Source organism: Chitinimonas viridis, from assembly GCF_030409555.1.
Lineage (GTDB): Bacteria > Pseudomonadota > Gammaproteobacteria > Burkholderiales > Chitinimonadaceae > Chitinimonas > Chitinimonas viridis.
Genome location: NZ_JAUFPU010000019.1, coordinates 151,249 through 176,988, shown reverse-complemented (window position 1 = coordinate 176,988; position 25,740 = coordinate 151,249). Strand labels below are relative to the sequence as shown.

Genomic DNA, 25,740 nt, shown 5'->3' with positions numbered 1-25,740 from the left:
TCCGTTGTTGGTTTCCCCTTCCCTTTCGACGGGAAGGTCTCGTTCAAATTGTGGCGTACAGCCCGCCAAAGCAAGCCAGCTCAACCCGCTCGCCGTTGATGCAGCCACCCGCAAGGCCATGACCCGCCAGGGGCTTGGCCGTACGCAACGATTTGGGCAGCTTGAATGCCACTGGCGTACTGCCCAGGTTGAAGGCACATAGCCAGGTCTGCTTGCCCAAGGTACGAGTAAAGGCCAGGATAGGCTCGTCGGTCTTGATAAAGGCGATATCACCGGCCTTGAGCACGGCTTGCTGTTTGCGCCAGGCCAGGAAGCCACGGTAGAAATTCAGCGTAGAACCCGTATCGCCATCTTGCACGTCTACCGCCCGGCTCAGATGATCCTTGGGCACCGGCAACCAGGGCTTGGCAGAGGAGAAACCGCCATGCTTGCGTTTGGCCTCCCAGGGCATGGGGGTGCGGCAACCGTCACGGCCCTTGAACTCCGGCCAGAAGGTAATGCCGTAGGGGTCCTGCAACAGCTCAAATGGGATATCCGCCTCGGTCAGCGCCAGTTCTTCACCCTGGTAGATGCAGAGGCTGCCCTTGAGGCTGGCCGACATGGCCAGCAGCACCTTGGCCAGGGACGGGCTGGTCTCGCCCTTGCCCCAGCGAGTCAGCACCCGGGCCACATCATGATTGCCTATGCTCCAGCAACCCCAGCCGGCACCGCCCTCTTTCTTGCCCGTCTTGACCAACTGCGCTTCCAGTTCCTCCACCTGCTGGCGTATATGGCCAGCCGAGCCATCCGGCGTCAGCAGATTGAAGCTGTAGGCCATATGCAGCTTGTCACTGCCCGAGGTGTAGCGGGCCATCAGCTTGAGCGAATGGTCATCACCCACCTCCCCTACCGAAGCGGCACCGTACTCGTCCAGCAGGGTCCGTACACGTTGCAGGAAGGCCAGGTTCTCCGGCTGCGACTTGTCGTGCTTGTGTGCCTGCAGGCCATAGGGGTTGTCCGCGCTGACCGTCTTGCTGTCACGCACTTCGGCTGGCGGATTGTTGCGCAGCTTGCGGTCGTGGAAATGAAAGTTGCAGGCGTCAAAGCGAAAGCCATCCACGCCCCGCTCCAACCAGAAGCGGATGCTGTCCAGCATGGCGGCCTGGACTTCAGAATGGTGGAAATTGAGGTCGGGCTGGCTGCTGAGAAAATTGTGCAGAAAATACTGCCTGCGGCGTGACTCCCACTGCCAAGCAGAGCCGCCGAACACCGACAGCCAGTTGTTCGGAGGGGTACCATCGGCTTGCGGATCTGCCCAGACAAACCAATCGGCCTTGGCATTATCACGGCTCTGCCGACTCTCCTTGAACCAGGCATGCTGGTCGGAGCAATGGCTCAGCACCTGGTCTATCATGACTTTCAAGCCCAATTGATGGGCCGTACTCACCAGCTGGTCAAATCCAGCCAGGTCCCCAAACAGGGGATCGACATCGCAGTAGTCACTGACGTCGTAGCCAAAATCCTTCATCGGCGACTTGAATATCGGCGATATCCAGATGGCGTCCACGCCCAGGCTGGCGACATAAGGCAGTTTTTCGGTAATCCCCGCCAGATCGCCTACGCCATCGCCATTGCTGTCCGCAAAGCTGCGCGGATAGATCTGATAGATGACGCCACCGCGCCACCAGTCTTGCGTTTTCTTCTTGCTAGTCATGCCATTCACCAGGGTGCAGGTACGCGACAAAGCCGCTCGTCTCGACGCAGGACGTCGAGGCGACCGGGTTCGCAGCGAACAGATACGCAGCAGTCGACAGGCGGGCGTACCCGCCTGTCCAAGTTCAGGCCGTTGTGCGGGCCTTGCCCCGCACAACAGTCTGGATCAACCGAACTTGTGTCGACTTACCACCAGGTTTCAAACTGCACGCCGTAGGTGCCACCGCTGGTTTCATTGGCAAAGGCGCTACCGGCCTTGCCGCAGTCACGACCGGTACACACCACGCTGCCTGCAGCCTTGGCTGCATCATTCCACTTGGCATAGGTGTAGTAGGCACGGATAGCCGGACGAGCCCAGAAACCCTTGCCCATGCTCAGTTGCGGTGCAATGGTCATCTTGGTCAGCTTGCGCTTGGCGCCATTGCCCGCCGGATCGACTTCGGTGTGGCCGACTTCAGCAGCAATGCTGTAAGCATCGGTGAAGTGGTACACAGGGCGGGCGCCGATGGTCCAGATCTTGTCGGAATCACCGTTCTGACCTGGCTGCTCACCCGATTTCTCGTAACCGACGAACAACGAACCATTGAGGTTGCTGCCCTTGGGCTCGAACACCGTGTGGTTGAACACGCGCCAGCCACGGAAGGTGTAGTTGCTATCAGCCCACCACTTACCGCTGCCATCCAGGTTGGCGGCATCACGGGCGTACTGCACCACCAGGTTGTTGAAGCCACCGAGGCCGAACAGATTGCCCTGGTTATGGCTGGCGGTCAGTGCGTAACCGTTCTTGCCGCTGACGCCATCGAGGTTGTTACGGCGGATCATGTTCACGCCCAGTTCCAGCGAACCGCCTGGGTTGGTGCCTATGCCTTCGATGCGGAAGTCATGGTTGGTGATGGACTTTCTGCCGCCGTTAGGAACATCCGGGTTGTAGCCACCTTGAGCGGTGTTGCTCCAATCCATTTCGCCATTGCGCAGGTAAGCGTAGGACAGCTTGCCGAAGCCGACATCGATACCTTCGATACCAGCGCCAGGGGCACTGCTGTTCCAGTAGAAGAAGTCCAGCATATGGACGTCATGGCGCTTGTAGTAGCGCTTACCCGCCCAGATGGTGGCATTTTCGAGCGCGCCGCTGCCGATGTTGTTGGCCTCAACCCAGGCCTGGCGCCACGACGGGGTGCTTTGCTCCCAGTCGTTCAGTTGCTGGGTACCGAAAGCCACCATGGTATGCAGCTTGAAGTTGATGCCGCTGGCTTCGCCCATGGCGGCATCGAACGACAATTCGCCATAAGTGTCGCACTCGTTGCCAAGGCGGTAGCCTACGCCAAAGGTGTTGCCCGGCAGGCGATAGCAGACTTCCTTGCCGCCATCGGTGCTGGAACCGGCGCCGCTACGGATGTAGCCGTGGTAGTCAACCGTGGCAGCCATGGAAGCCTGCGCCGCGAACGCTGCCACCAGGGCAGCAAACAGCTTGCTCTTGCGATTCATCGGATCACTCCTCTCCGTTTGGTTGGATAAACCAGGTGCTCGCGCGCCCAGCCTGGTGCTACACACCATGACCCCTGAAATTAGGGGGGCGTGCGCCGCGTGCCCGACGGAGAGATGGGCCGCATTGCTACGCCTGAACCGATCCCGGACATTGCTGCCGTTACCGGGTAAAACTGGCGCCCCTCTTTGTGGGCGTCTCGACAACTGCTACTGCTTAGGGTCTTACAAAGCGGCGGCTTCGCGTGCCAGTTGGGTGACAGCGCGCCAGTCGCCTGCTGCAATCCTGTCCTTGGGAACCAGCCAAGAACCGCCTACGCACCCCACATTGGGCAGCGCAAGAAAACGGGGGGCACTTTCGACCGTTACCCCACCGGTCGGGCAGAACAACACATCGGCAAACGGCCCTGCCATGGCTTTGAGCATGCCCAGGCCGCCCGCTTGCTCGGCGGGGAACAGTTTCATGGCATCAAAGCCCCAACCCAGGGCGGCAATCACTTCCGAAGGCGTCATGACACCAGGCAGCAGGGCAATATCTGCTGCCTTGGCGGCTTGCGCCAACGCTTCAGTCAGGCCAGGCGTTACCGCAAATACGGCGCCTGCAGCCTTGGCCTCGGCAAACTGCTCAGGCCGGGTCACCGTACCCACGCCGACAATGGCATCAGGCACTGCGGCCGCAATGGCGCGAACGGCAGCCAGCGCAACCGGTGTGCGCAAGGTGACCTCCAGCACGCGGATACCGCCCGCCACCAGGGCTTGCGCCAGGGGCACGGCATCTTCGATGCGCTCGATCACAATGACCGGCATGACTTTTGAGGCGCGCATTATGTCGCGAATATTCATCTTGTCCATTCCTTACTGCGGCAGCATAAAGCTCATTGCGCCCTGCTCCGCACCGCTGGCGGCATGGCGGAAGACGGCAAAAAGCTCACGACCATAGCCATGTTCATTGGCAGACAGATCAACCACTGCCTGCTCGCGCACCGCCCAGACATCGGCATCCACCAAGGCTTCCAGCACGCCGGATTCGGCGTCCAGCCGTATCATGTCGCCAGTGCGGACCTTGCCCAGCGGACCATTGGCCAGACACTCGGGTGTCACATGGATGGCGGCAGGCACCTTGCCGGACGCGCCCGACATGCGGCCATCGGTCACCATGGCCACCTTGAAGCCGCGATCCTGCAGCACGCCCAACGAGGGCGTGAGCTTGTGCAGTTCTGGCATGCCATTGGCGCGCGGCCCCTGGAAGCGGATGACCGCAACAAAATCCTTCTCCAGCTCACCGCGCTTGAAGGCAGCGATCAGATCGTCCTGGGAGTCAAAAACCACGGCAGGCGCCTCGACGATGCGATGCGCTGGCTGTACGGCAGACACCTTGATCACGGCGCGGCCGAGATTGCCGGCCAGCAGGCGCAAACCACCATCATGCTGGAAAGGTTTGGCCATCGAGCCCAGCACGCTCTCATCATGGCTCTGGCGGGGCGAATCACGCCATGCCAGCTTGCCGCCATCCAGCCAGGGTTCCTTGGCATAGCGACGCAAGCCTTGACCCATGACGGTATGCACGTCCTCGTGCAGCAGGCCCGCATCCAGCAACTGCCCGATCAGGCAGCCCATACCGCCTGCGGCATGGAAATGATTCACATCGGCGGCACCGTTGGGGTAGACCTTGGCCAGCAAAGGCACCACTGCCGAGATATCGTCAAAATCGGTCCAGTCGATAAGGATGCCGGCAGCACGGGCAATGGCGATCAGGTGTATGGCGTGGTTGGTCGAGCCACCCGTCGCCATCAGGCCGACCAGGCCATTGACGATAGCCCGCTCGTCCACAATCTGGGCCAAGGATATGTATTCGCTGCCCAGCGCCGTGATCGCAGCCACCCGACGGGCCGATTCGGCCGTCAATGCTTCACGCAATGGGGTGCCAGGATTGACGAAAGCCGTGCCTGGCAGATGCAGACCCATGATCTCCATCAGCATCTGATTGGAATTGGCAGTGCCGTAGAAAGTACAGGTGCCAGGGCCGTGGTAAGACTGCTCCTCTGCCTCCAGCAGGCCATGCCGGTCTATCTTGCCCTCGGCATACAGTTGGCGGATGCGTGCTTTTTCCTTGTTCTCCATGCCCGAGGTCATGGGGCCTGCGGGCACAAACAAGGTAGGCAGATGGCCGAACTGCAATGCACCGATCAGCAAACCCGGGACGATCTTGTCGCACACACCGAGCGCCAGCACACCGTCGAACATCTGGTGACTCAAGGCCACCGCCGTGCTCATGGCAATAACATCGCGCGAGAACAGGCTGAGCTCCATGCCGGCCTGACCCTGCGTCACGCCATCGCACATGGCTGGCACGCCGCCGGCAAACTGTGCCGTGGCACCCGCTTGGCGGGCGGCCTCCTTGATGATGGTTGGGTAATGCTCAAGTGGCTGGTGGGCCGACAACATGTCGTTATATGCCGACACGATGGCCAGATTGGGCTGACGCTGCTCACGAAGCAGTATCTTGTCGCCCGCAGGCGAAGCTGCAAAGGCATGAGCCAAGTTGGTGCAGGAGAGCCCCTTGCGCACCGGCTCCTTAGCCGCCCAAGCGGCAACATGGGCGAGATAGCTGGCGCGCGCGGGGCGGCTTTTCTCTCGGATTCGCTCGGTCACCTCGACCAGGCGCGGATGCAGACTCATCGAAACTCCCCGTGTCACCCGTCCGGGCTTCACTGGCTACGCTATGGGTTTGATATGCAAGACTTGTTCTTTTTATGTTCAACTCAACAAGCCCTTGTTGCTGCAGATGGTAGTTTTACTACAATCAAAAGGCAAGGAGCGGGTTTGAATTTTTACACTAAGCTGACAAGCTGTTGCACATAAGCCGCACCATCAAGGTGCTGAGCAGGTCAAAATACCCATCATGTCGCGCCGCCATGCACTGCAATGTTGCATTGCAACACCGCAATGACGCTTTAATACATCTAACAAAACTACATTGCGAAGCAGGTTTGAAAGTAGTATTGTTTCAGAAAATCGGCTTCGGCCGGATTATCCATCCAATACAAACTGGGGAATTAAGGGATGAGCACGATTCAACCCTTTGACATGGTGTTGTTCGGTGGCACCGGTGATCTGGTCATGCGCAAGCTATTGCCTGCGCTCTACCATCAGCATCAGGATGCCAGCCTGCCCGAGCAGGGCCGCATCCTCTGCCTGGGACGCAGCCAGCCTGACCAGGCGGCCTACCTCGGCACCGCCGAGAAAGCCGCCCGAAAATACCTTGGTGATTATTTCAATGAGAAGGATTGGGCCAGTTTTTCCAGTCGCCTTATCTATCTCAAGCTAGATGCAGGCGACAAGGCTGCTTACAGTGTTCTGGCCGAACGACTGAATGAGTTTCCCGAGCATGTACGGGTGTTCTATCTCGCCACCGCCCCCAATCTGTTCGCCGGCATATGCGAAAACCTGGCTTCCGTTGCCCTGAACAAGGGTGGTGCGCGTGTTGTGCTGGAGAAACCGCTGGGGCATGACCTCGCTTCATCGCAGGCCATCAATGCCCAGGTCGGCAAGTTCTTCAAGGAAAGCCAGATTTACCGGATAGATCATTATCTGGGCAAGGAAGCAGTACAGAACCTGCTGGCCCTGCGTTTTGGCAATACCTTCTTCGAGCCCCTGTGGCGGCGTGAGTGGGTACGTGACGTCCAGATTACCGTCACCGAGCAGGTCGGCGTGGAAGGTCGCGGCGACTTCTACGACAAGGCCGGCGCCCTGCGCGACATGATCCAGAACCACCTGCTGCAGCTGCTGTGCTTTATTGCCATGGAGCCTCCCGCCAGTGTCGACCCCGACGCCGTGCGTGACGAGAAGCTGAAAATACTGCGCGCCCTGCGTCGCTTCGGGCCGCAGGAAGTCGCCCAGAAATCGGTGCGCGGTCAATACAAGGCTGGCGCCAGCGCAGGCAAGCCTGCCGTCGGGTATCTCGACGAACCCGGTATTTCCGCCGAAAGCAAGACCGAGACCTTTGTGGCGCTCAAGGCCGAGATCGATACCTGGCGCTGGGCCGGCGTGCCCTTCTACCTGCGTACCGGCAAGCGCATGCAGGAACGTCTGGCCGAGATCGTCATCAATTTCCGCCAGGTACCGCACTCCATCTTCCAGTTGCCAGCCTCCACCACCAGCAATCGCCTGGTGATACAGCTGCAACCGGAGGAAAGCGTCAAGATGTACCTGCTGGCCAAGCAGCCTGGCGACCAGATGAAACTCAAGCAGGTGCACCTGGACCTGGACTTTGACGAGACCTTCAAGACCCGTCGCCCCGACGCCTATGAGCGCCTGTTGACCGATGTGATACGGGGCCGCCTGACCCTGTTCATGCGCCGCGACGAGCTTGATGAAGCATGGCGCTGGGTTGAGCCGATACTGGATGGCTGGGAGCAAAGCGATGATGCCCCCAAGCAATACACCGCCGGCACCTGGGGCCCGGCCGCCAGCTCCGCCCTGCTGTCGCGCGACGGCTTTTGCTGGCACGAGGAAGGCTGAGCGATAAACCACAGCCTAGTAGCAAGGACATCGGGCCCAGCCGGCCCGATGTGCCATTTGGTGGCACGGACATGTACAGCATGGCCGACGAATACCCGACAAGAATGAGACAGCATGGCTGAAGTGAACTTCCACGAATACGACTCCAGGGTAGACCTGGATATCTGCCTGGCCCGCGAAGTCGGCGCCGCACTGGAAATCGCCATTGCCGAGCGTGGCCATGCCAGCCTGGCGGTATCGGGCGGCAGGACACCCGTAGGCATGTTCCAGCAGCTACGCCAGATGCGGCTGCAATGGGACAAGGTCTGGATCACCCTGGTCGATGATCGCTGGGTACCACCCAGCCACACTGACAGCAATGAGCTACTGGTGCGCGAGCATCTGCTCAAATACCACGTGGAGGCCGCCCACTTCGTCAGCCTGCATACCGGCGCCGCTAGCGCCGAAGCCGCCGTGGCTGAGATAGAAGCACGGCTGCAGGCGATTCCGCAGCCTTTTGACGTACTGATATTGGGTATGGGCGAAGATGGCCATACCGCCAGCCTGTTTCCCTGCGCCAGCGAGCTGGAAATTGCTGCGGCACCGGATAGCACGCAAAGCGTGGTTGCCGTCAACCCTAGCACGGCACCCTATGCCCGTATCAGCCTCACCCTGGCGGCCATTGCCCAGGCGCGCAAGCTGGTAGTACACCTGACCGGCACCAAGAAACGGCAGATTTTCGAGCAAGCCCTGGCCAATACCAGCCAACGGTTACCAATAGCCCGCGTGCTGGATGCAGCACGTGGCCCCAAACATGTTTACTGGGCCGAATAGCGCACCATGAGCCTCGAACAAAGCTACCCCAGGCTGCTGGCCGATGTTGGCGGCACCAATGTCCGGTTTGCCCTGATACGTGCGGCAGGCGCTCCCATCAGCGACGAGCGCAACCTTGTCTGCGCCGACTACCCGGGCCCATACGAAGCGGCACGGGCGTATCTGGACCCCTTGGCAGTCGCACCGCGCTGGGCCGCGATAGGCATTGCCACACCGCTCTCCGGCGATGCCGTCAAGATGACCAACAACCACTGGGCTTTCTCGCAGGCGGCATTGCAAGCCCAGTTGCAGCTCGACGAACTGACTGTCATCAATGACTTCACCGCACTGGCATTGAGCCTGCCACTGCTGACCGACGAGGAACTGGTCAAGGTGGGGGGCGGCGAGCGCGACAGTGATAGGCCCATTGCCCTGCTGGGCGCGGGTACCGGCCTGGGTGTCTCGGGCCTGATGCCCGCCCACCTGCCAGGCGAGATGCCACGCTGGATTCCCATCCAGGGTGAAGGTGGTCATGTCTCGTTCTCTCCCTTCAATCACAAGGAAGACGAAATCCTGCGCATCCTGCGGCAGGAGTTTGGCCATGTATCGGCCGAGCGGCTGATATCCGGCCCCGGCGTGGTCAACCTGTATCGTGCCCTCAGCGAATTGAACCAGGTTGCCAATGAGGGCCTCAGCGCAGCCGACATCACCCAGCGTGGCGTGGCCAACGACTGCCCGCTTTGCCGCGAAACGGTAGACGTATTCTGCGGCATGCTGGGTACGGCCGCGGCCAATCTGGCTGTCACCCTGGGTGCCCATGGCGGCCTGTATATCGGTGGCGGTGTCGTACCCAAGCTGGGCGGCTACTTTGCCGCCTCGCCTTTCCGCAAGCGCTTCGAACAGAAAGGGCGTTTCTCCAACTACCTGGCAGCCGTGCCCAGCTACGTGATCGTGGCCAACAATCCGGCCCTGCGCGGCACCGCTGCCGCGCTGAACGCCCTGGCAGCCCGCAAGGGCTACTGACCTAAAGACACGCGGGGAGACGCATACAATATGCTGGAAAAGATCAAATCGCTGCTGCAGGAACTGTCGAAATCGGAACGCAAGGTGGCCGAACTGGTGCTGGCGCAGCCCAACTTCGTCGCCCATGCGCCCATTGCCCAGATTGCCGATATGGCCAATGTGTCACAGCCCACCGTGATTCGTTTCTGCCGTTCGGTCGATTGCACCGGCCTGCAGGATTTCAAGCTGCGCCTGACACGCAGTCTGGTCTCCGGCGTGCCCTATGTGCACAGCGCAGTCGAGATGAGCGATACCGCCCACGACCTGGCCGCCAAGCTGTTCGATAACACCATTTCCAGCCTGATGCGCACGCGCAACGAGTTGAACCCGGATGCCATCGAGCAAGCGGTCGACATCCTGGCCAAGGCACGCAAGATAGAATTCTACGGCCTGGGCAACAGCGGCATCATGGCGCAAGACGCGCAGCACAAGTTTTTCCGCCTGGGCGTGCCCTGTATTTCCTATTCCGACCCGCACATCCATGGCATGTCGGCCTCCCTGCTCAAAGCAGGCGACGCCGTCGTGGCCATTTCCAACTCGGGCCGCACCATAGACCTGATCCGGTCAGTGGAGCTGGCGCGCGAGGCTGGCGCGCAGGTCATCGGCATCACCCATTCCAACTCGCCGCTGGCCAAGCGCTGCAATGTGACGCTGTATGCCGATACCCCGGAAGATCCCGACCTGTATTCACCGATGATTACCCGCATCGTGCATCTGGTCATCATCGATATCCTGGCCGTCGGTGTCGCACTACGGCGCGGCCCGGAGTTGATAGACCAGCTGGAAAAAATCAAGCGCAACCTCAAGGAACGCCGCGTGCGCGGCTATGAGGACCGGTAATGAGGACCGGTAAGACCAGCCTCCACCTAACGCTACCCGACCCGTCACCATGACCGCTCTCACCACTCTACCCGCCTGGCAGCATATGCTGGCCCACGCCCAACGGCTGAAAGCAATGGATCTGCGCCATGCCCTGGCACAGGATCCTGCGCGTGCCGAGCGCTACAGCATCAAGCAATGCGGCATCCTGCTGGACTACGCCAAGAACCGCATCGACGATGCCGCCCTGGTCAGCTTGTTCGAACTGGCAAGGACAACAGGCGTGGAGCAGAAGCGGGCTGCCATGTTGGCCGGAGGGCGCATCAATGCCACCGAAGGCCGTGCGGTCCTGCACACCGCGCTACGCGCGCCCCGCCATGCGCATATCGAGCTGGAGGGCGAGAACATCGTACCGGCCGTGCATGCCGTGCTGGACAGGATGAGCGATTTTGCCGAGCGTGTGCGCAGCGGTGCCTGGCGAGGCCATGATGGGCAAGCGATCACCGATATCGTCAATATCGGCATAGGCGGCTCTGACCTCGGACCTTACATGGCCTGCGAAGCGCTCAAGGACTATGGCACCGCCCACCTCAGGCTGCACTTTGTCTCTACCGTCGATGGCTGGCAGCTCAACCATGTACTGGGTCGGCTCAATCCTGCCACCACCTTGTTCATCGTTGCGTCCAAGACTTTCACCACCCAGGAGACACTGACCAACGCACGCGCCGCTCGCGCCTGGCTGGTGACCGCCCTGGGTACCGAAGCGGCGGTGGCAAGGCATTTTGTTGCCGTCTCCACCAATGCCGATGCAGTCCGCCAGTTCGGCATCGATACCGACAATATGTTCGGCTTCTGGGATTGGGTAGGCGGGCGCTACTCACTCTGGTCGGCCATAGGCCTACCCATCCTACTGTTCATCGGCCCCGAGCATTTCCGCGCACTGCTGGCGGGCGCGCATGCCATGGATCAGCACTTTGCCAATGCGCCGCTGGAACAGAACCTGCCAGCCATACTGGCGCTGCTGGGCGTGTTCTATATCAATGGCATGGGCGCCAGCACCCAGCTGGTCTCTCCCTACAACCAGCCACTGCATCGATTGCCCGCCTATCTGCAGCAGCTGGACATGGAGTCCAACGGCAAGGCCGTGCGTCTGGATGGCGGCAAAGTGGATTACCATACTGGTGCAGTCATCTGGGGCGAGCCTGGCATCAACGGCCAGCATGCCTATTACCAGTTGCTGCATCAGGGTACCGAACTGATCCCTGCCGACTTCATCGCCAGCCTGGAGAATCCCGCCAGTTCACCCGAGCACAACCTGATACTGCTGGCCAATTTCCTGGCCCAGACAGAGGCATTGATGCGCGGCAAGAGCGAGGCCGAGGTCAGGGCAGAGCTGCTTGCCCAGGGGCTGGCAGGTGATGCACTGGAGGCACTGGTGCCGCATAAGGTGTTCAGCGGCAACCGGCCGACCAATACCTTGTTGCTGGACAGGCTGGACCCAGCCAGCCTGGGTAGCCTGGTTGCCCTGTACGAGCACAAGGTGTTCGTGCAAGGCGTGGTCTGGGGTATCAACTCCTACGACCAATGGGGGGTGGAGCTGGGTAAGCAGTTGGCCAGAACGGTAGAGGCAGAGCTGAAGTCCGGCGCGCCAGCGCTGGCACATGATGCCTCCACCAACCGCTTGATCGATTACGTGCGACGTGCACTGAATCCATAATTTTTGACCGCAATCGCGGTCAGCCACGATGCACGCGGCGGGGGATTGCGTTATAAAGGCGGTCTTGCCCCGCAGCTAGAAGAACGGAGAATCGCATGCAGCAAGCCTTTGCGTCGCGCCTGGGGCGCCTGGCACTCGTCGCACTGATGGTGAGCAGCGCCAGCGCCATGGACTCAAGCCAGCGTTGGTCTGAGACCGATGACTATGTGAAACTGGAAGCCGTGAATGCGGGCAATCAGCATCCGGTCAGCTTCAGCAGCGAACAGTTGCGAGCCTTGCTGGCGCACTTCTACAAGCTGGATGCCAGCAGGGAATCCGTACCCTATTTCAGCGAAGACGAGATCGAGCGGCTGTCCAAGTCCTTGATCGCGCAATTCGCCAAGGCCAAGACAGAGGACGACCTGCTGTTCGGCACCTCCTATCGCCCAGGCAGTATCCCGCTGCTGCCACGCTCCCTGAATGCAGGCCGCTTGTTTGTCGAGAATGGCAGGCTCAACCTGCTGGTAGGCATGTGCGGCAGCACTCAGGAAGTCTTGTTCCAGCGGCCCAGTGGCAGTGCCCGTACCCTGATACACGGTAGCCGTATCAAATCTCAGGCCGATCTAGGCTGCGAGCTGCAGGCCAGCAACGTGGTGCAGCGGGTCGGCAACCGTCCAGACTGGGTCAGCCTGGATATCCCGACTGCCCTTGCGACCAAGCCGACGACCACCTTTGGCACTGCCAAGGTACCTGCAGCCACCACATTCAAGCCAGCCGATACGGTTACTGCTCCAGCGCCGGTGAGTCCCGCCCCGGCACAAGCCGCGCCGCAATCGGCACCGGCAGCCACAGCAGCGCCGCAAGCCATATTGCCTGCCGCACCGACAAGCAAGGTGGAAGAACGCTTGATCCTGCTGAAGCGGCTCAAGGACAACGGCCTGATCGATGATGCCGAGTACGCGCAAAAGCGTGCCGCCATCCTGAAAGAGCTGTAACAACCGGGCTGCCATAATGGCGGCCCGCCGCATTCCTGCGGTAGCAATGACTGATACCCACCCGATCATCCGGCGCCCGTCCGGCGGGTGCGGAGCGTGACCTGCACCACCGTCACGTATACCGGGCCAGCAGTGACAAAGAGGCCATAAGGCCCGATGAGCCGGCAATTGCCAGTTCGCAACCCAAGCAGTAGAGACAACATTGAAGCGCACAATTCACGCTTCGCTGGCCTTGTCTGAGCGCCAGCCACCCATTCTGCCGTGCTGCCAGAACCTGGCCGCACGCGCCGCCGTACCCCCAAGCGATCTACATCACGCCCCTGCACACCCTGCGGGGTGGTGTGCGCTTGCATCCCTATTCCTATAACGAAACCCACAAGGTACCCAAGATGGCAGAGCACAACGACGATCTCGATCCGGTAGAAACACGCGAGTGGCTTGAAGCCCTGGACGGCGTGATCGAGAGCGAGGGCCCTGAGCGCGCCCACTTCATCATCGAGAAGCTGATAGAAGAAGCCACCGAGCGCGGCGCCAATATCCCCTACAGTGCCAATACCCAGTACATCAATACCATCCCGGTGGAGATGGAGCCGCCCTTTCCTGGCGACACCACCAAAGAACACAAGATCCGCGCCTACACGCGCTGGAACGCCATGGCCATGGTGGTGCGCGCCAACAAGCACACCAATGTTGGCGGCCATATCGCCTCGTTTGCGTCCGCAGCCACCCTGTATGACGTGGGCTACAACCACTTCTGGCATGCACCCAGCGAGAACCACGGCGGCGACCTGGTGTTTGTCCAGGGCCATGTGGCGACTGGTGTCTACTCGCGCGCTTACCTGTTGGGCCGCCTGAGCGAAGACCAGATGAACAACTTCCGCCAGGAGGTCGGTGGCAAAGGCTTGTCCAGCTACCCCCACCCCTGGCTGATGCCGGACTTCTGGCAGTTCCCCACCGTATCGATGGGCCTGGGCCCGCTACTGGCCATCTACCAGGCCCGCTTCATGAAATACATGCAGGATCGCGGCATGGTACAGACCGAGGGCCGCAAGGTCTGGGCCTTCTGTGGCGATGGCGAGATGGACGAGCCAGAATCGCTGGGCGCCATCGGCATGGCCGGCCGCGAGCGCCTGGACAACCTGGTGTTCGTGATCAACTGCAACCTGCAGCGCCTCGATGGCCCGGTGCGTGGTAATGGCAAGATCATCCAGGAACTGGAGAGCGAATTCCGCGGCTCGGGCTGGAATGTGATCAAGCTGGTGTGGGGCACCAAGTGGGATGCCCTGTTCGCGCGCGACAAGAAGGGCATCCTGGCCAAGCGCATGATGGCCATCGTCGACGGCGAGTACCAGACCATGAAGGCCAAGGACGGCGCTTATGTCCGCGAGCATTTCTTCAACACGCCCGAACTGAAGGCGCTGGTGCAGGACTGGTCCGACAAGGACATCTGGGACCTGAATCGGGGTGGTCACGACCCTGCCAAGATCTACGCCGCCTTCAAGGCTGCAACCGATACCAAGGGCATGCCCACCGTTATCCTGGCCAAGACCGTCAAGGGCTATGGCATGGGCTCGGCTGGCGAGGCCATGAACATCACCCACCAGCAGAAAAAGCTGGATATCGACTCGATCAAGCAGTTCCGCGACCGCTTTGGCATACCGGTGGCCGATGACCAGCTGGAGAAGGTGCCCTTCGTCAAGTTCGAGGAAGGCTCGCCTGAGCTGGAATACATGCGAGGCCACAGAAATGCGCTCGGCGGCTACCTGCCGCAACGTCGCGCCAAGGCCTACGCACTGGAAGTACCGCCGCTGTCCAGCTTCGATACCCTGCTGAAGGGTTCGGGCGCCGGCAAGGAATACTCCACCACCATGGCTTTTGTCCGCATGCTGACCCAGTTGCTGAAGGACAAGAACATCGGCAAGCACATCGTGCCCATCGTGCCGGATGAATCGCGCACTTTCGGCATGGAAGGCCTGTTCCGCCAGGTAGGCATATGGAATCAGGAAGGCCAGAAATATGTGCCGCAGGATGCTGACCAGCTGATGTTCTACAAGGAATCCAAGGACGGCCAGATCCTGCAGGAAGGCATCAACGAAGCAGGCGGCATGTGTGACTGGATCGCTGCAGGTACGTCCTACAGCACTCATGGCGTGCCCATGATCCCGTTCTACATCTATTACTCGATGTTCGGTTTCCAGCGCGTAGGTGATCTGGCCTGGCTGGCTGGCGACATGCGCACCCGGGGCTTTCTGCTGGGCGGCACCGCGGGCCGCACCACGCTCAACGGTGAGGGCCTGCAGCACGAAGACGGCCATTCGCACCTGATCTCGGCCACCATCCCCAATTGCATCTCCTATGACCCGACTTTCGGCTTTGAAGTGGCGGTCATCGTGCAGGACGGCATGCGCCGCATGTATGCCGAGCAGCAGGACGTGTATTACTACATCACCCTGATGAACGAGAACTACGAGCACCCTGCCATGCCAGCCGATGCGGAAGCAGGCATCGTCAAGGGTATGTACCTGCTCAAGCAAGGCGGTGCGGGCGATCTGCGCGTACAGTTGCTGGGGTCCGGCACCATCTTCAACGAAGTGATTGCCGCTGCGCAGTTGCTGCGCGATGACTGGGGCGTGGAAGCCGATCTGTGGAGCTGCCCAAGCTTTACCGAACTGGCCCGCGACGGTATGGCGGTGGAGCGGGAAAATCTGCTCAACCCGCTGGCCGAACCCAAGCTGCCCTATGTGACCCAATGCCTGAAGGACACGCAAGGCCCGGTGGTGGTGGCAACAGACTATATGCGCCTCTACGCCGAGCAGATACGTGCCCATGTGCCACGCCGTTACGTGGTGCTCGGCACCGATGGCTTCGGCCGCTCGGACACCCGCGAACAGCTGCGGCAATTCTTCGAAGTCAACCGCCACTATGTGACGGTAGCTGCGCTGAAATCGCTGGCCGACGATGGCAAGCTGCCGCGCGCCAAGGTGGCAGAAGCCCTGGCCAAGTACGGCATCGATAGCACCAAGCCCGCCCCTTGGACCGTTTAACCACGTGAAAAGTGGAACGTGAAAGGTGAAATGTGGTGTAACACCACGTTTCACATTTCACCGCCGCATGACGGCTTCACGTTTCACGGAGGATGAAAATGAGCAATCTGATTGAACTGAAAGTGCCCGACATTGGCGATGCCAAGGATGTCGACGTGATTGAAGTCTTTGTCAAACCAGGCGATGTGATCAAGAAGGACGATTCGCTGATCACCCTGGAAACCGACAAGGCCAGCATGGAAGTCCCGGCCAGCGCCGCCGGGGTGGTCAAGGAAGTCCGCCTCAAGGTGGGCGACAAGGCCTCTGAAGGCAGCGTGGTGGTCGTGATAGAGGCGGGTGCTGCTGCCGCTGCGCCCGCTGCAGCGCCTGCGGCCACCCCCGCGCCTGAAGTCGCAGCCCCCCCAGTAGCCGCGCCAGCTGCCGCACAAGCTGCTGCCAGCACCTCTATCGAGGTCAAGGTGCCCGATATTGGCGACGCCAGCAATGTCGACGTCATCGAAGTCTTCGTCAAAATCGGCGACAGCGTGAAGAAGGACGACTCCCTGATCACGCTGGAAACCGACAAGGCCAGCATGGAAGTGCCCTCCCCTGCTGCCGGTGTTGTAGAAAGCCTGGCCATCAAGGTAGGCGACAAGGCATCGGAAGGCTCGCTGATCCTGACCCTGTCCACGCAAGCTGGTGCCGCCGCGACACCCGCCCCCACAGCCAGTACACCCGCCCCGACTGCCGCGCCACCTGCCGTTGCTGCGACGCCCCCTGCACCCGCAGTTGCCGCCGTTAGCACAGCGCCCCCAGCCAAGGTTGAAGAAGCCGGCTTCAGGACCGCCCATGCCAGCCCGTCGGTACGCAAGTTTGCCCGCGAGCTGGGCGTGGACCTGGGTCGTGTCAAGGGTAGCGGCCCCAAGGGGCGCATTGTTGCCAGCGACATCCAGGCCTACGTCAAGAACGTGCTCAGTGGCGCCGTGGCCAATACCGCCACGCCCACCAATGGCAGCGGCAGCGTACTGGACCTGCTGCCCTGGCCCAAGGTCGACTTCGCCAAGTACGGCCCGGTCGAGGCCAAGCCGCTCTCGCGTATCAAGAAGATTTCGGGTGCCAACCTGGCGCGCAACTGGGTCATGATTCCTCACGTCACCCAGTTCGACGAAGCCGACATCACCGACATGGAAGCCTTCCGCAAGGAAATGAGCGAGGAACTGAAAAAACAGAACCTCAAGATCACCCCCTTGGCCTTCATCATCAAAGCCGTGGTCGCGGCGCTGAAGAAGTTCCCCGACTTCAACAGCAGCCTCGACGGTGAAAACCTGGTGCTGAAGCAGTATTTCCATATCGGCTTCGCCGCCGACACCCCCAATGGCCTGGTGGTGCCGGTAATACGCGATGCCAACAAGAAGTCGCTGATCGAGTTAGCCACCGAAACCGGCGCCTTGGCAGCCAAAGCACGCGACGGCAAGCTGCTGCCGGCCGAGATGCAGGGCGGTTGCTTTTCCATCTCCTCGCTCGGCGGGGTCGGGGGAACGGCCTTCACACCCATTGTCAATGCACCGGAAGTTGCCATCCTCGGTGTTTCCAAGTCCAGCATCAAGCCAGTCTGGAACGGCAGCGAGTTTGCGCCGCGGCTGATCCTGCCGCTCTCGCTGAGCTATGACCATCGTGTGATCGACGGCGCTTCGGCAGCCCGATTCACTACCTATCTGTCACAGGTACTGGGCGACATCCGCCGCCTGATGCTTTAACCCCAAGTGAACTATGGAACCGTGAAGGACCAGCCTGCCAACCCCACTGCCCAGCAAGCCCAGGCAAGGTAGCGATGCGCAAGCGGCAGCGAGCGTGGGGTTGAGGGAGTGTCCGGGAAGTGGGGCGGCCGCCAGGCCCTCTCGCTTTCCATCGCCGCCCGGCGGTATCACGTTTCACGGAGGAAACCCCATGAGCAATGTGATTGAACTGAAGGTCCCCGACATTGGCGATGCCAAGAACGTGGAAGTGATCGAAGTCTTCGTCAAGGTGGGCGACAGCATCGCCAAAGAAGACTCACTGATCACCCTGGAAACCGACAAGGCCAGCATGGAAGTCCCGGCCAGTGCAGCCGGCGTGGTCAAGGAAATCCGGATCAAGGTCGGTGACAAGGTCAGTGAAGGCAGCGTGATGCTGCTGCTGGAGGCCCGGGATGCCGCTGCTGCCAGCCCCGCTGCCCCACTCGCCGCCGCACCCGCTGCGCCAGCTGCCGCCCCTGTTGCAGCAGCGCAGCCTGCCAGCCATGGCGGCGCGGCTGATGCTGAATACGATGTCCTGGTTCTGGGTGGCGGTCCTGGCGGCTATTCTGCCGCCTTCCGCGCCGCAGACCTGGGCCTGAAGGTAGCCATGGTCGAACGTTACGCGACGCTGGGTGGCGTTTGCCTGAACGTGGGCTGCATCCCCTCGAAAGCCTTGCTGCATAACGCCGCTGTCATCGACGAGGTGCGCCATCTGGCCACCAACGGCATCAAGTATCCCGAGCCGGAGATTGATCTGGACGCCCTGCGTGGCTACAAGAACAAAGTGATCGGCAAGCTTACTACTGGGCTGACCGGCATGGCCAAGGCCCGCAAGGTCGAGGTGATACGTGGCCTGGGACGCTTTCTTGACCCCTACCATGTCGAGGTTGAGCTCACGACCGGCACCGGCCAGGAAAAAACCGGCCAGAAGCAGGTGATCAAGTTCAAGCAGGCCATCATCGCAGCCGGTTCCCGCGTGGTGAAGCTGCCCTTCATCCCTGAGGACCCACGCATCGTCGACAGCACGGGTGCACTCGGACTGCAAGCTGTCCCCAAGAAAATGCTGGTGATAGGTGGTGGCATCATTGGTCTGGAAATGGGCACGGTCTACTCCACGCTGGGTGCCCGCCTGGATGTGGTCGAAATGATGGACGGCCTGATGCAGGGCGCAGATCGCGATCTGGTGCGGGTATGGCAGAAGATGAATGCCCACCGTTTCGACAACATCATGCTCAAGACCAAGACAGTCGCGGTCGAAGCCAAGCCTGACGGCATCTATGTCACCTTCGAGGGTGATGCGGCGCCCAAGGAGGCACAGCGCTACGATATGGTGCTGGTCGCCGCCGGCCGTGCACCCAATGGCAAACTGATAGGCGCCGAGCAGGCTGGCGTGGCCGTGACCGACCGGGGCTTCATCGAGGTGGACAAGCAGATGCGCACCAATGTGCCGCATATCTTTGCCATCGGCGATATCGTCGGCCAGCCCATGCTGGCGCACAAGGCCGTGCACGAGGGCCACGTGGCCGCCGAAGTGGCTGCCGGCCACAAAGCCTACTTCGATGCCCGCGCCATCCCTGGCGTGGCCTATACCGACCCGGAAGTGGCGTGGGTGGGGGTGACCGAGGACGAAGCCAAGAAGAACGGCATCAAGATCGAAAAATCGGTCTTCCCCTGGGCCGCTTCTGGCCGCGCCATCGCCAATGGCCGCGACGAAGGATTCACCAAGCTGATTTTCGACGCGGAGACCCACCGGCTGATCGGTGGTGCCATCGTGGGCACCCATGCCGGCGATATGCTGGGCGAGATAGGCCTGGCGATAGAGATGGGTTGTGATCCTACCGATATCGGCAAGACCATCCATGCTCACCCGACTCTGGGCGAGTCCATAGGCTTGGCAGCCGAAGTGGCCGAAGGCAGCTGTACCGACCTGCCGCCTGTACGCAAGAAGTAATCCGGCTGCAAGCGCGACGCCGGCCTAGCCCCATGTCGGCTAGCCGGCGTAGTCATGCCGGCGTGACATCTGCAAGTATTTGAGCATCAAGGCTACCGACCATCGGTCACCTTGACTGCGCCGGCTATGGCCTATGCTGAAGCAACTGCGGAGGACACCATGAACCGTCAGAATGCCGACCCGGAAGCCGCCCGCCTGGCAGCGCTGCATCGCTGCGGTATATTCCAGACCCCTGCCGAGCAGGATTTCGATTTTCTGACCCGCCTGGCGGCTGAGATATGCCAGGTGCCCTATGCATTTGTCACATTCGTGGATCAGGACTATGTCTGGGCCAAGGCCTGGCATGGCGTGGAAAAGATCGCCCCGGCGGCCCGCTGCGACGACTATTGTGATTTTGTCATCCGCAGCGGCCAGCCTCTGGTCGTGCACGACCTTTGCAGCGACCCGCGCACAGCTAGCATGCCACCGACCCTGGACGGTTTTCGCAGGTATGCCGGTGTTCCCCTGCTGACTGCCGATCAGCAGGCTATCGGTACGCTCTGCGTGCTCGACAAGCGGGCGGGCAGCCCCAACGATCACCAGCTAGAACTGCTACAGTCCCTGGCCCGCCAGGTCATGGCCCTGGTGGAGCTGCGCCAGCACAAGCGTGAGCTGGAAGCCAATGTGCATCTGCTGGAACGCCTGGCCACGACCGACGAGCTGACCGGGCTGATGAACCGCCGCCGCCTGATGGAGCGCCTGAGCGAGGAGTGTGCCAGGGCGCGCCGGTTCAAGGAGCCCATGGCGCTGGTGCTGCTGGACCTGGACCATTTCAAGCAGGTGAACGACCAGTGGGGCCACGCCACTGGCGATATCGTACTGGCCAATACAGGCAGACTGATACGCGAGACCCTGCGCGAGACGGACAGCGCCGGCCGTTACGGCGGCGAGGAACTGTGCCTGCTGCTGCCGCATACCGAGCTGGACGGTGCCGCCACCGTGGCCGATACCCTATGCGGCCGGCTGGCTACCCGCTCGCATCGTACTGCCGGTGCGCCGGAGTATGTCACTGCCAGCCTGGGGGTGGCCGCCAGCAGCCACCTGGAGCAATGCCACCCAGCCACACTGCTGGCCCAGGCGGATGCCGCTCTGTATCGCGCCAAGGACAACGGCCGCAACTGCGTTGTGGTCGCGCAAGAGGCGCTGGCCTAGTCTAGGCTGAAGCTGCAGCAACTTGATTCGCAACCCAAGCTTGCCAATGATTAGAGCGTAAGCCGGCTCAGCTGGTTGTCACGATGTTGTCCCGTTGCTACTGACCCTACTCCCTCCAAGCGAGCAGACGCATGCAATCACTACGCAGCAAACTCATTATTGCCATGGCCATTCTGGTCAGCATAGTCGCCTTGATCCTTACCATTGCCTCCTACACTCGCATGCGCGATGAGTTGATGGCGGCATTGCAGTCCCAGTCCAGCGAGGCCGCCCAGGCAGCCGCGCGATCGGCGGACGAATGGCTGAACGCCAAATCCTCCATCATCACCGCCCTGGCGGGTACGGCAGGCCAACTTACCACCGCTGCGCCGGCAGCAGCCCCAGAACCCGCAGCAGATGCCGCACCCGCTGCAGCCACGGCAGAAGCCGCCGCACCAGCCGCTCCGGCGACACCAGCTGCCCCGCCCGTGCTCCCCTTTTTGCAGTTGAGCGAGAAGTCCGGCCAGTTTGATACCACCTATGTGGGCTATGACGACAAGCAGATCGTTTTCTCCAAACCACAGAACCTGCCCGAGGGTTACGACCCGACAGGCCGGCCGTGGTACCAGCAAGCCAAGTCGGCGGGCAAGACCATCATCACCGAACCCTATCTGGATGCCGCTACCAAGAAACTGGTGATTTCCATGGCCAGCCCAGTCAGCGGCGCCACGGCCGGTGTGGCAGCCGGTGATGTGTTCATGGATGGCTTGGTCAGCGGTGTACTGGGGGTCAAGCTGGCCCACCAGGGCTACGCCTTTGCGCTCGATGCCAAGGGGGTGGTGCTGATCCACTCCGAAGAAGCCAAGCGCATGAAGCCGGCCATAGAGATGGCGCCAGGGCTGGATGCCAGCAAGCTCAAAGCCATGGCCGAAGGCGGCCAGATGGAGCAGATCACCATTGATGGGCAGGAAAAGTTTGTCCAGGTACGCCCCATCCCCAGCACCGGCTGGTATCTGGCAGTGGCCATAGACAAATCCGATGCCCTGGCGCCGCTCGGCAAGCTGCTGGTCTTCTCGGTCGTGCTGGTGGTCGTGCTGCTGGTGATATCCATGGCCCTGCTGACGGCCACCATCAGCAAGATGCTGGCAGGCCTGATGCGGGTGCGTGATGCCATGCGTGCCATCGCGACCGGTGGCGGCGACCTTACCCGCCGCATCCCGGTCAGCGGTAATGATGAGATTGCCCAGACGGCCCTGGCCTTCAACCAGTTTCAGGAACAACTGCGCCAGATGTTTGTGGAACTGCAGGGCGAGGCCAGCCACCTCACCGACGGCGTCAACAACATCGCCACCCTGACCCGCCGCATGGCGGAGGACTCGCGCCAGCTGGCCGACCACGGGGCGGCCAACGCCGCCACCATAGAGGAGCTGACCGTCAGTATTTCGCATATCGCGGACTATGCCGGCGACGCCAACACCCTGGTCGACGCCACCGGCAAACTGTCGGCTGAGGGTTCCAACAGCATTGCCCAGGTATCCGGCGAAATCGACAACTCGGCCAGCGCTGTGCGCGAACTGTCCTCGCTGTTTACCGAGGTCAATCGCCGTGCCGACGATATCGGTGGCATCGTGCAGGTGATCAAGGAGATTGCCGACCAGACCAACCTGCTGGCGCTCAACGCAGCCATCGAAGCGGCACGCGCCGGCGAGCAGGGCCGTGGTTTTGCGGTGGTGGCCGACGAAGTCCGCAAGCTGGCCGAGCGCACCGGCCAGGCCACCCAGGAAATCTCCACCATGATAGGCAGCATGCGCGATGCCACGCAGGGCGCCACGGGCAATATGCAACGTACGCTCAGCTCGGTAGAGGCCGGCGCCGGGCTGATACGTGAGACTGCCAGCAACATCGCCCAGATACAGCAACGCATGTCGGAAGTCGTCAGCAATATGCGTGAAATCGCCCATTCCACCAGTGAGCAGCGGCAAGCCGCCACCCTGATGGCACAGAATGCCGAGCGCGTGACGGCCCAGATCCAGCAAAGCGACGAAGCCTTGCAGGCCATGACCGGCACCCTGGGCGAGCTGGATCAACTGGCCAGCGGCATCCGCACCATGTTCGCCAAGTTCAAGCTGTGAATAACTTGCATTTGGAAAACTGACCCTTTGCTGACCAAAGCCATGAAATGGCGATATACGGCGGTTATGGCGTAGAATATCCGCCCAAAGGCTGATTGCTTTGTCATAAAACTCCCCTATGCTGAAACAGGTAAAGGGGAGTTTTCATGTCAGGCGCGGCACACTACGACGAAGAGCAAAGGCTCAAGGCGCTGTACCAAAGCGGCTTGCTGGACAACCAGAAGCACGAGGATTTCGATTTCATTGTGCAGGCTGCCGCCAGGCTGTGTGATGTCCCCCAGGCCTTCGTCGCCTTTGTCGATCGCGGCATCGTCTGGATCAGCGCCTCGGTGGACTACCTGCCCTTTCGCCAGTTGCCGCGCGGCGCCACTTTTGCCGACCTGGCACTGACTGGCGATGCCTTTATCAATATCCCCGACCTGCATACCGACCCGCGTACGGCCAGCCACCCGCTGACCCAAAGCGGATTCGGTTTTTGCATGTATGCAGCCACACCCATTTGTGCCCCGAATGGGCATGCCATAGGGGTGCTGAGCCTGTTGGACAACCGCCCACGCCTGCTGGATGCAGAGCAACGTGAATGGCTGCTGCAACTGGGTCGGCAAGCGTCGGCTCTGGTGGAGTGGCGGCGGGTGCGCAAGGAGCTGGAGGGGGCCCTGCTGGAGCAGGAGCGCGCTACCCGGATGGACCATCTCACCGGCCTGCCCAACCGGCCGTGGTTGCTGGCGCGCATCGAAGAGGAATGCAATCGCGCCCATCGGTTTGGCCACCCCTTCTCCCTGATCCTGTTCGATCTGGACAAGCTGGGCGAAATGAACGAGCAGATGGGCCGCGACTGCGGCGACGCCGCGCTGGGGCGGGTGGGCAGGCTGCTGCGCCAATCACTGCGCAACACCGATACCGCAGGCCGCCTGTCTGGCGACCGCTTCTGCATCGTACTGCCCAACACCTCGGCCGATGGCGCTGCCACCCTGGCCGAGATGCTGCGTGGACGGATCGAGTCCAAACCCAATCCACTGGAACCCGCCCTGGCCATGACCGCCAGCTTTGGTGTGGCCTGTGCGGCCGAACACGGCATATACGGCGCGCACAGCCTGTTGGCTGCCGCTGGTGCGGCGCTGGACCAGGCAAGAATCGATGGGTGCAACCGCGTGGCGGTAGCCCTCAGCACACCGCCTGATTTGGGCTAAGCGCCGCTACCGCTCAGATCAGCGCTGCGCCACCCTGACTATCTTCATGGTATTGGTACTACCCATCAAACCCACCGTATCGCCCACTGTTACCACGATCAAGTCGCCAGGCTGAACCAGACCTTGCTCCAGCAGCTTGAGTTCGGCCGACACCAGCAGCGACTTCTGGTCGCAATCGTGCGCCAGCATCATGGGATAGACATCGCGGAACAGACTCAGGCGCCGATAGGTGGCGATTTCTGGCGTCATGGCATAGATAGGCACACCGCAGTTCACCCGGCTGGTCCACAGTGCCGTAGCCCCTGTCTGCGTCAACGCCACGATGGCCTTGACCTTGAGGTGGGTAGCGGTAAACAGGGCCGCCATGGCGATGGACTGATCGACCCGGATGAATTCACGATTCAGGAAGTCGCGGTCCAACTGGTAGTCCGAGGACTTCTCTGCCTCCAGGCAAACCCGCGCCATCGCCTCCACCGTCTCGATAGGGTATTTGCCTGCCGCCGTTTCGGCAGACAGCATCACGGCGTCGGTACCATCCAGCACCGCATTGGCCACGTCACTCACCTCAGCACGGGTCGGCACCGGGCTGGAGATCATCGACTCCATCATCTGTGTCGCGGTGATGGTCAGCTTGTTCTTTTCCCGCGCCAGACGAATCATGCGTTTTTGCAGGGCAGGTACAGCTGCATCGCCTACTTCCACCGCCAAGTCACCGCGGGCCACCATGATGGCATCCGAGCTTTCGACCAGCTCGTCGAGATTGGCAATGGCCTCGGTACGCTCAATCTTGGCCACCACCTGAGCACGGCTGCCTGCAGCCTGTATCAGGGTACGGGCCATATACATGTCCGCGCTACTCTTGGGGAAGGACACGGCCACATAGTCGGCCTCCAGCTTGGCGGCGACCTTGATGTCCTCCATATCCTTGGCGGTCAGGGCCGGCGCAGAAAGCCCACCGCCTTGCCGGTTGATACCCTTGTTGTTGCTCAGCACGCCCCCTACCCTCACGCGGGTATGAATGGCGCTACCCTGCACGCTTTCCACATCCAGCACCAGGCGGCCATCATCAAGCAGCAGCACATTGCCGGGGCTGACATCGCGTGGCAGCTCCTTGTAATCCAGCCCGACCCGCTCGTTATTGCCCAGCTCGCATGCCGAATCGAGGATGAACACCTGGCCCGGCTCCAGTGTGACCTTGTTCTTCTCGAATTTGCCTACCCGTATCTTGGGGCCTTGCAGATCCACCATGATGGCGACCGGTAGATTCAGCTTCTCAGCCGCCGCCCGCACCATCTCGGCACGACCGATATGGTCCTCAGGCTTACCATGCGAAAAATTCAAACGTACGACATTGACACCCGCTGCGATCAAGCGGGTAAGCACCTCTGGGTCGCTGGTGGCGGGGCCTAGCGTGGCAACTATCTTGGTACTGCGCTGCAT

Annotated in this window: 17 protein-coding genes; 12 read left to right on the top strand and 5 right to left on the bottom strand. The window is 61.1% G+C overall.

All coding sequences use genetic code 11. From position 1 onward, the window contains the following. Positions 1-43: 43 nt before the first annotated feature. From QWZ03_RS19440 to edd, 4 genes are all read right to left on the bottom strand, one after another. Positions 44-1,693: an alpha-glucosidase family protein gene (locus QWZ03_RS19440; RefSeq protein WP_290334280.1), complete on the bottom strand. Its 1,650-nt coding sequence runs from the start codon at positions 1,691-1,693 to the stop codon at positions 44-46. Between the two features lie 185 nt (positions 1,694-1,878). Then, the gene (locus tag QWZ03_RS19435; protein ID WP_290334279.1) at positions 1,879-3,177 is read right to left on the bottom strand and encodes a maltoporin; all 1,299 of its coding nucleotides are present in this window, start codon (positions 3,175-3,177) and stop codon (positions 1,879-1,881) included. 222 nt (positions 3,178-3,399) lie between these two features. After that, positions 3,400-4,026, bottom strand: coding sequence for a bifunctional 4-hydroxy-2-oxoglutarate aldolase/2-dehydro-3-deoxy-phosphogluconate aldolase (gene eda, locus QWZ03_RS19430; protein WP_308447001.1), 627 nt, complete (start codon positions 4,024-4,026; stop codon positions 3,400-3,402). Positions 4,027-4,029: 3 nt separating this feature from the next. Then, positions 4,030-5,853 carry a phosphogluconate dehydratase gene (gene edd / locus QWZ03_RS19425; RefSeq protein ID WP_290334278.1) on the bottom strand — a complete coding sequence of 608 codons (1,824 nt, stop codon included), beginning with the start codon at positions 5,851-5,853 and terminating at the stop codon, positions 4,030-4,032. A gap of 384 nt (positions 5,854-6,237) precedes the next feature. On the opposite strand from edd, the gene zwf reads away from it, so the two are divergent. The 12 genes from zwf to QWZ03_RS19365 all read left to right on the top strand — a co-directional run bounded on the left by zwf (position 6,238) and on the right by QWZ03_RS19365 (position 24,300). After that, positions 6,238-7,695, top strand: coding sequence for a glucose-6-phosphate dehydrogenase (gene zwf, locus QWZ03_RS19420; RefSeq protein WP_284195926.1), 1,458 nt, complete (start codon positions 6,238-6,240; stop codon positions 7,693-7,695). 114 nt (positions 7,696-7,809) lie between these two features. After that, positions 7,810-8,508: a 6-phosphogluconolactonase gene (gene pgl, locus QWZ03_RS19415; protein ID WP_290334277.1), complete on the top strand. Its 699-nt coding sequence runs from the start codon at positions 7,810-7,812 to the stop codon at positions 8,506-8,508. A gap of 6 nt (positions 8,509-8,514) precedes the next feature. Then, positions 8,515-9,510, top strand: coding sequence for a glucokinase (locus QWZ03_RS19410; RefSeq protein ID WP_290334276.1), 996 nt, complete (start codon positions 8,515-8,517; stop codon positions 9,508-9,510). 30 nt (positions 9,511-9,540) lie between these two features. After that, positions 9,541-10,389, top strand: a complete 849-nt coding sequence (hexR, locus tag QWZ03_RS19405; RefSeq protein WP_284195923.1) for a transcriptional regulator HexR — start codon at positions 9,541-9,543, stop codon at positions 10,387-10,389. Positions 10,390-10,438: 49 nt separating this feature from the next. Then, complete coding sequence (gene pgi / locus QWZ03_RS19400) at positions 10,439-12,085, top strand: glucose-6-phosphate isomerase (protein WP_290334275.1); 1,647 nt, start codon at positions 10,439-10,441, stop codon at positions 12,083-12,085. 95 nt (positions 12,086-12,180) lie between these two features. Next, complete coding sequence (locus QWZ03_RS19395) at positions 12,181-13,059, top strand: SHOCT domain-containing protein (protein ID WP_290334274.1); 879 nt, start codon at positions 12,181-12,183, stop codon at positions 13,057-13,059. A 389-nt stretch (positions 13,060-13,448) separates the two neighbouring features. After that, entirely contained in the window at positions 13,449-16,103 is a 2,655-nt protein-coding gene (gene aceE / locus QWZ03_RS19390) for a pyruvate dehydrogenase (acetyl-transferring), homodimeric type (RefSeq protein ID WP_290334446.1), read from the top strand. A 98-nt stretch (positions 16,104-16,201) separates the two neighbouring features. After that, positions 16,202-17,839: a dihydrolipoyllysine-residue acetyltransferase gene (gene aceF / locus QWZ03_RS19385; RefSeq protein WP_290334273.1), complete on the top strand. Its 1,638-nt coding sequence runs from the start codon at positions 16,202-16,204 to the stop codon at positions 17,837-17,839. 190 nt (positions 17,840-18,029) lie between these two features. Then, a complete protein-coding gene (lpdA, locus tag QWZ03_RS19380) occupies positions 18,030-19,808 on the top strand; it encodes a dihydrolipoyl dehydrogenase (protein WP_290334272.1) in 1,779 nt (592 codons plus the stop codon). A gap of 159 nt (positions 19,809-19,967) precedes the next feature. Further along, complete coding sequence (locus tag QWZ03_RS19375) at positions 19,968-20,999, top strand: sensor domain-containing diguanylate cyclase (protein WP_290334270.1); 1,032 nt, start codon at positions 19,968-19,970, stop codon at positions 20,997-20,999. A 131-nt stretch (positions 21,000-21,130) separates the two neighbouring features. Continuing rightward, positions 21,131-23,110, top strand: coding sequence for a methyl-accepting chemotaxis protein (locus QWZ03_RS19370; RefSeq protein WP_290334269.1), 1,980 nt, complete (start codon positions 21,131-21,133; stop codon positions 23,108-23,110). A 146-nt stretch (positions 23,111-23,256) separates the two neighbouring features. Continuing rightward, a complete protein-coding gene (locus QWZ03_RS19365; protein WP_290334268.1) occupies positions 23,257-24,300 on the top strand; it encodes a GGDEF domain-containing protein in 1,044 nt (347 codons plus the stop codon). 18 nt (positions 24,301-24,318) lie between these two features. Here QWZ03_RS19365 and pyk read toward each other — a convergent pair whose 3' ends face one another. Then, positions 24,319-25,740, bottom strand: coding sequence for a pyruvate kinase (gene pyk, locus QWZ03_RS19360; protein WP_290334267.1), 1,422 nt, complete (start codon positions 25,738-25,740; stop codon positions 24,319-24,321).

Excerpts from the sequence above, each read along its gene's own strand:
- pyk (WP_290334267.1), bottom strand. The coding sequence starts at position 25,740 with ATGCAGCGCAGTACCAAGATAGTTGCCACGCTAGGCCCCGCCACCAGC.
- pgl (WP_290334277.1), top strand. The coding sequence starts at position 7,810 with ATGGCTGAAGTGAACTTCCACGAATACGACTCCAGGGTAGACCTGGAT.
- lpdA (WP_290334272.1), top strand. The coding sequence starts at position 18,030 with ATGAGCAATGTGATTGAACTGAAGGTCCCCGACATTGGCGATGCCAAG.
- QWZ03_RS19395 (WP_290334274.1), top strand. The coding sequence starts at position 12,181 with ATGCAGCAAGCCTTTGCGTCGCGCCTGGGGCGCCTGGCACTCGTCGCA.
- QWZ03_RS19410 (WP_290334276.1), top strand. The coding sequence starts at position 8,515 with ATGAGCCTCGAACAAAGCTACCCCAGGCTGCTGGCCGATGTTGGCGGC.
- zwf (WP_284195926.1), top strand. The coding sequence starts at position 6,238 with ATGAGCACGATTCAACCCTTTGACATGGTGTTGTTCGGTGGCACCGGT.
- edd (WP_290334278.1), bottom strand. The coding sequence starts at position 5,853 with ATGAGTCTGCATCCGCGCCTGGTCGAGGTGACCGAGCGAATCCGAGAG.
- QWZ03_RS19435 (WP_290334279.1), bottom strand. The coding sequence starts at position 3,177 with ATGAATCGCAAGAGCAAGCTGTTTGCTGCCCTGGTGGCAGCGTTCGCG.
- eda (WP_308447001.1), bottom strand. The coding sequence starts at position 4,026 with ATGGACAAGATGAATATTCGCGACATAATGCGCGCCTCAAAAGTCATG.
- aceE (WP_290334446.1), top strand. The coding sequence starts at position 13,449 with ATGGCAGAGCACAACGACGATCTCGATCCGGTAGAAACACGCGAGTGG.
- aceF (WP_290334273.1), top strand. The coding sequence starts at position 16,202 with ATGAGCAATCTGATTGAACTGAAAGTGCCCGACATTGGCGATGCCAAG.
- hexR (WP_284195923.1), top strand. The coding sequence starts at position 9,541 with ATGCTGGAAAAGATCAAATCGCTGCTGCAGGAACTGTCGAAATCGGAA.
- QWZ03_RS19375 (WP_290334270.1), top strand. The coding sequence starts at position 19,968 with ATGAACCGTCAGAATGCCGACCCGGAAGCCGCCCGCCTGGCAGCGCTG.
- QWZ03_RS19370 (WP_290334269.1), top strand. The coding sequence starts at position 21,131 with ATGCAATCACTACGCAGCAAACTCATTATTGCCATGGCCATTCTGGTC.
- QWZ03_RS19365 (WP_290334268.1), top strand. The coding sequence starts at position 23,257 with ATGTCAGGCGCGGCACACTACGACGAAGAGCAAAGGCTCAAGGCGCTG.
- pgi (WP_290334275.1), top strand. The coding sequence starts at position 10,439 with ATGACCGCTCTCACCACTCTACCCGCCTGGCAGCATATGCTGGCCCAC.
- QWZ03_RS19440 (WP_290334280.1), bottom strand. The coding sequence starts at position 1,693 with ATGACTAGCAAGAAGAAAACGCAAGACTGGTGGCGCGGTGGCGTCATC.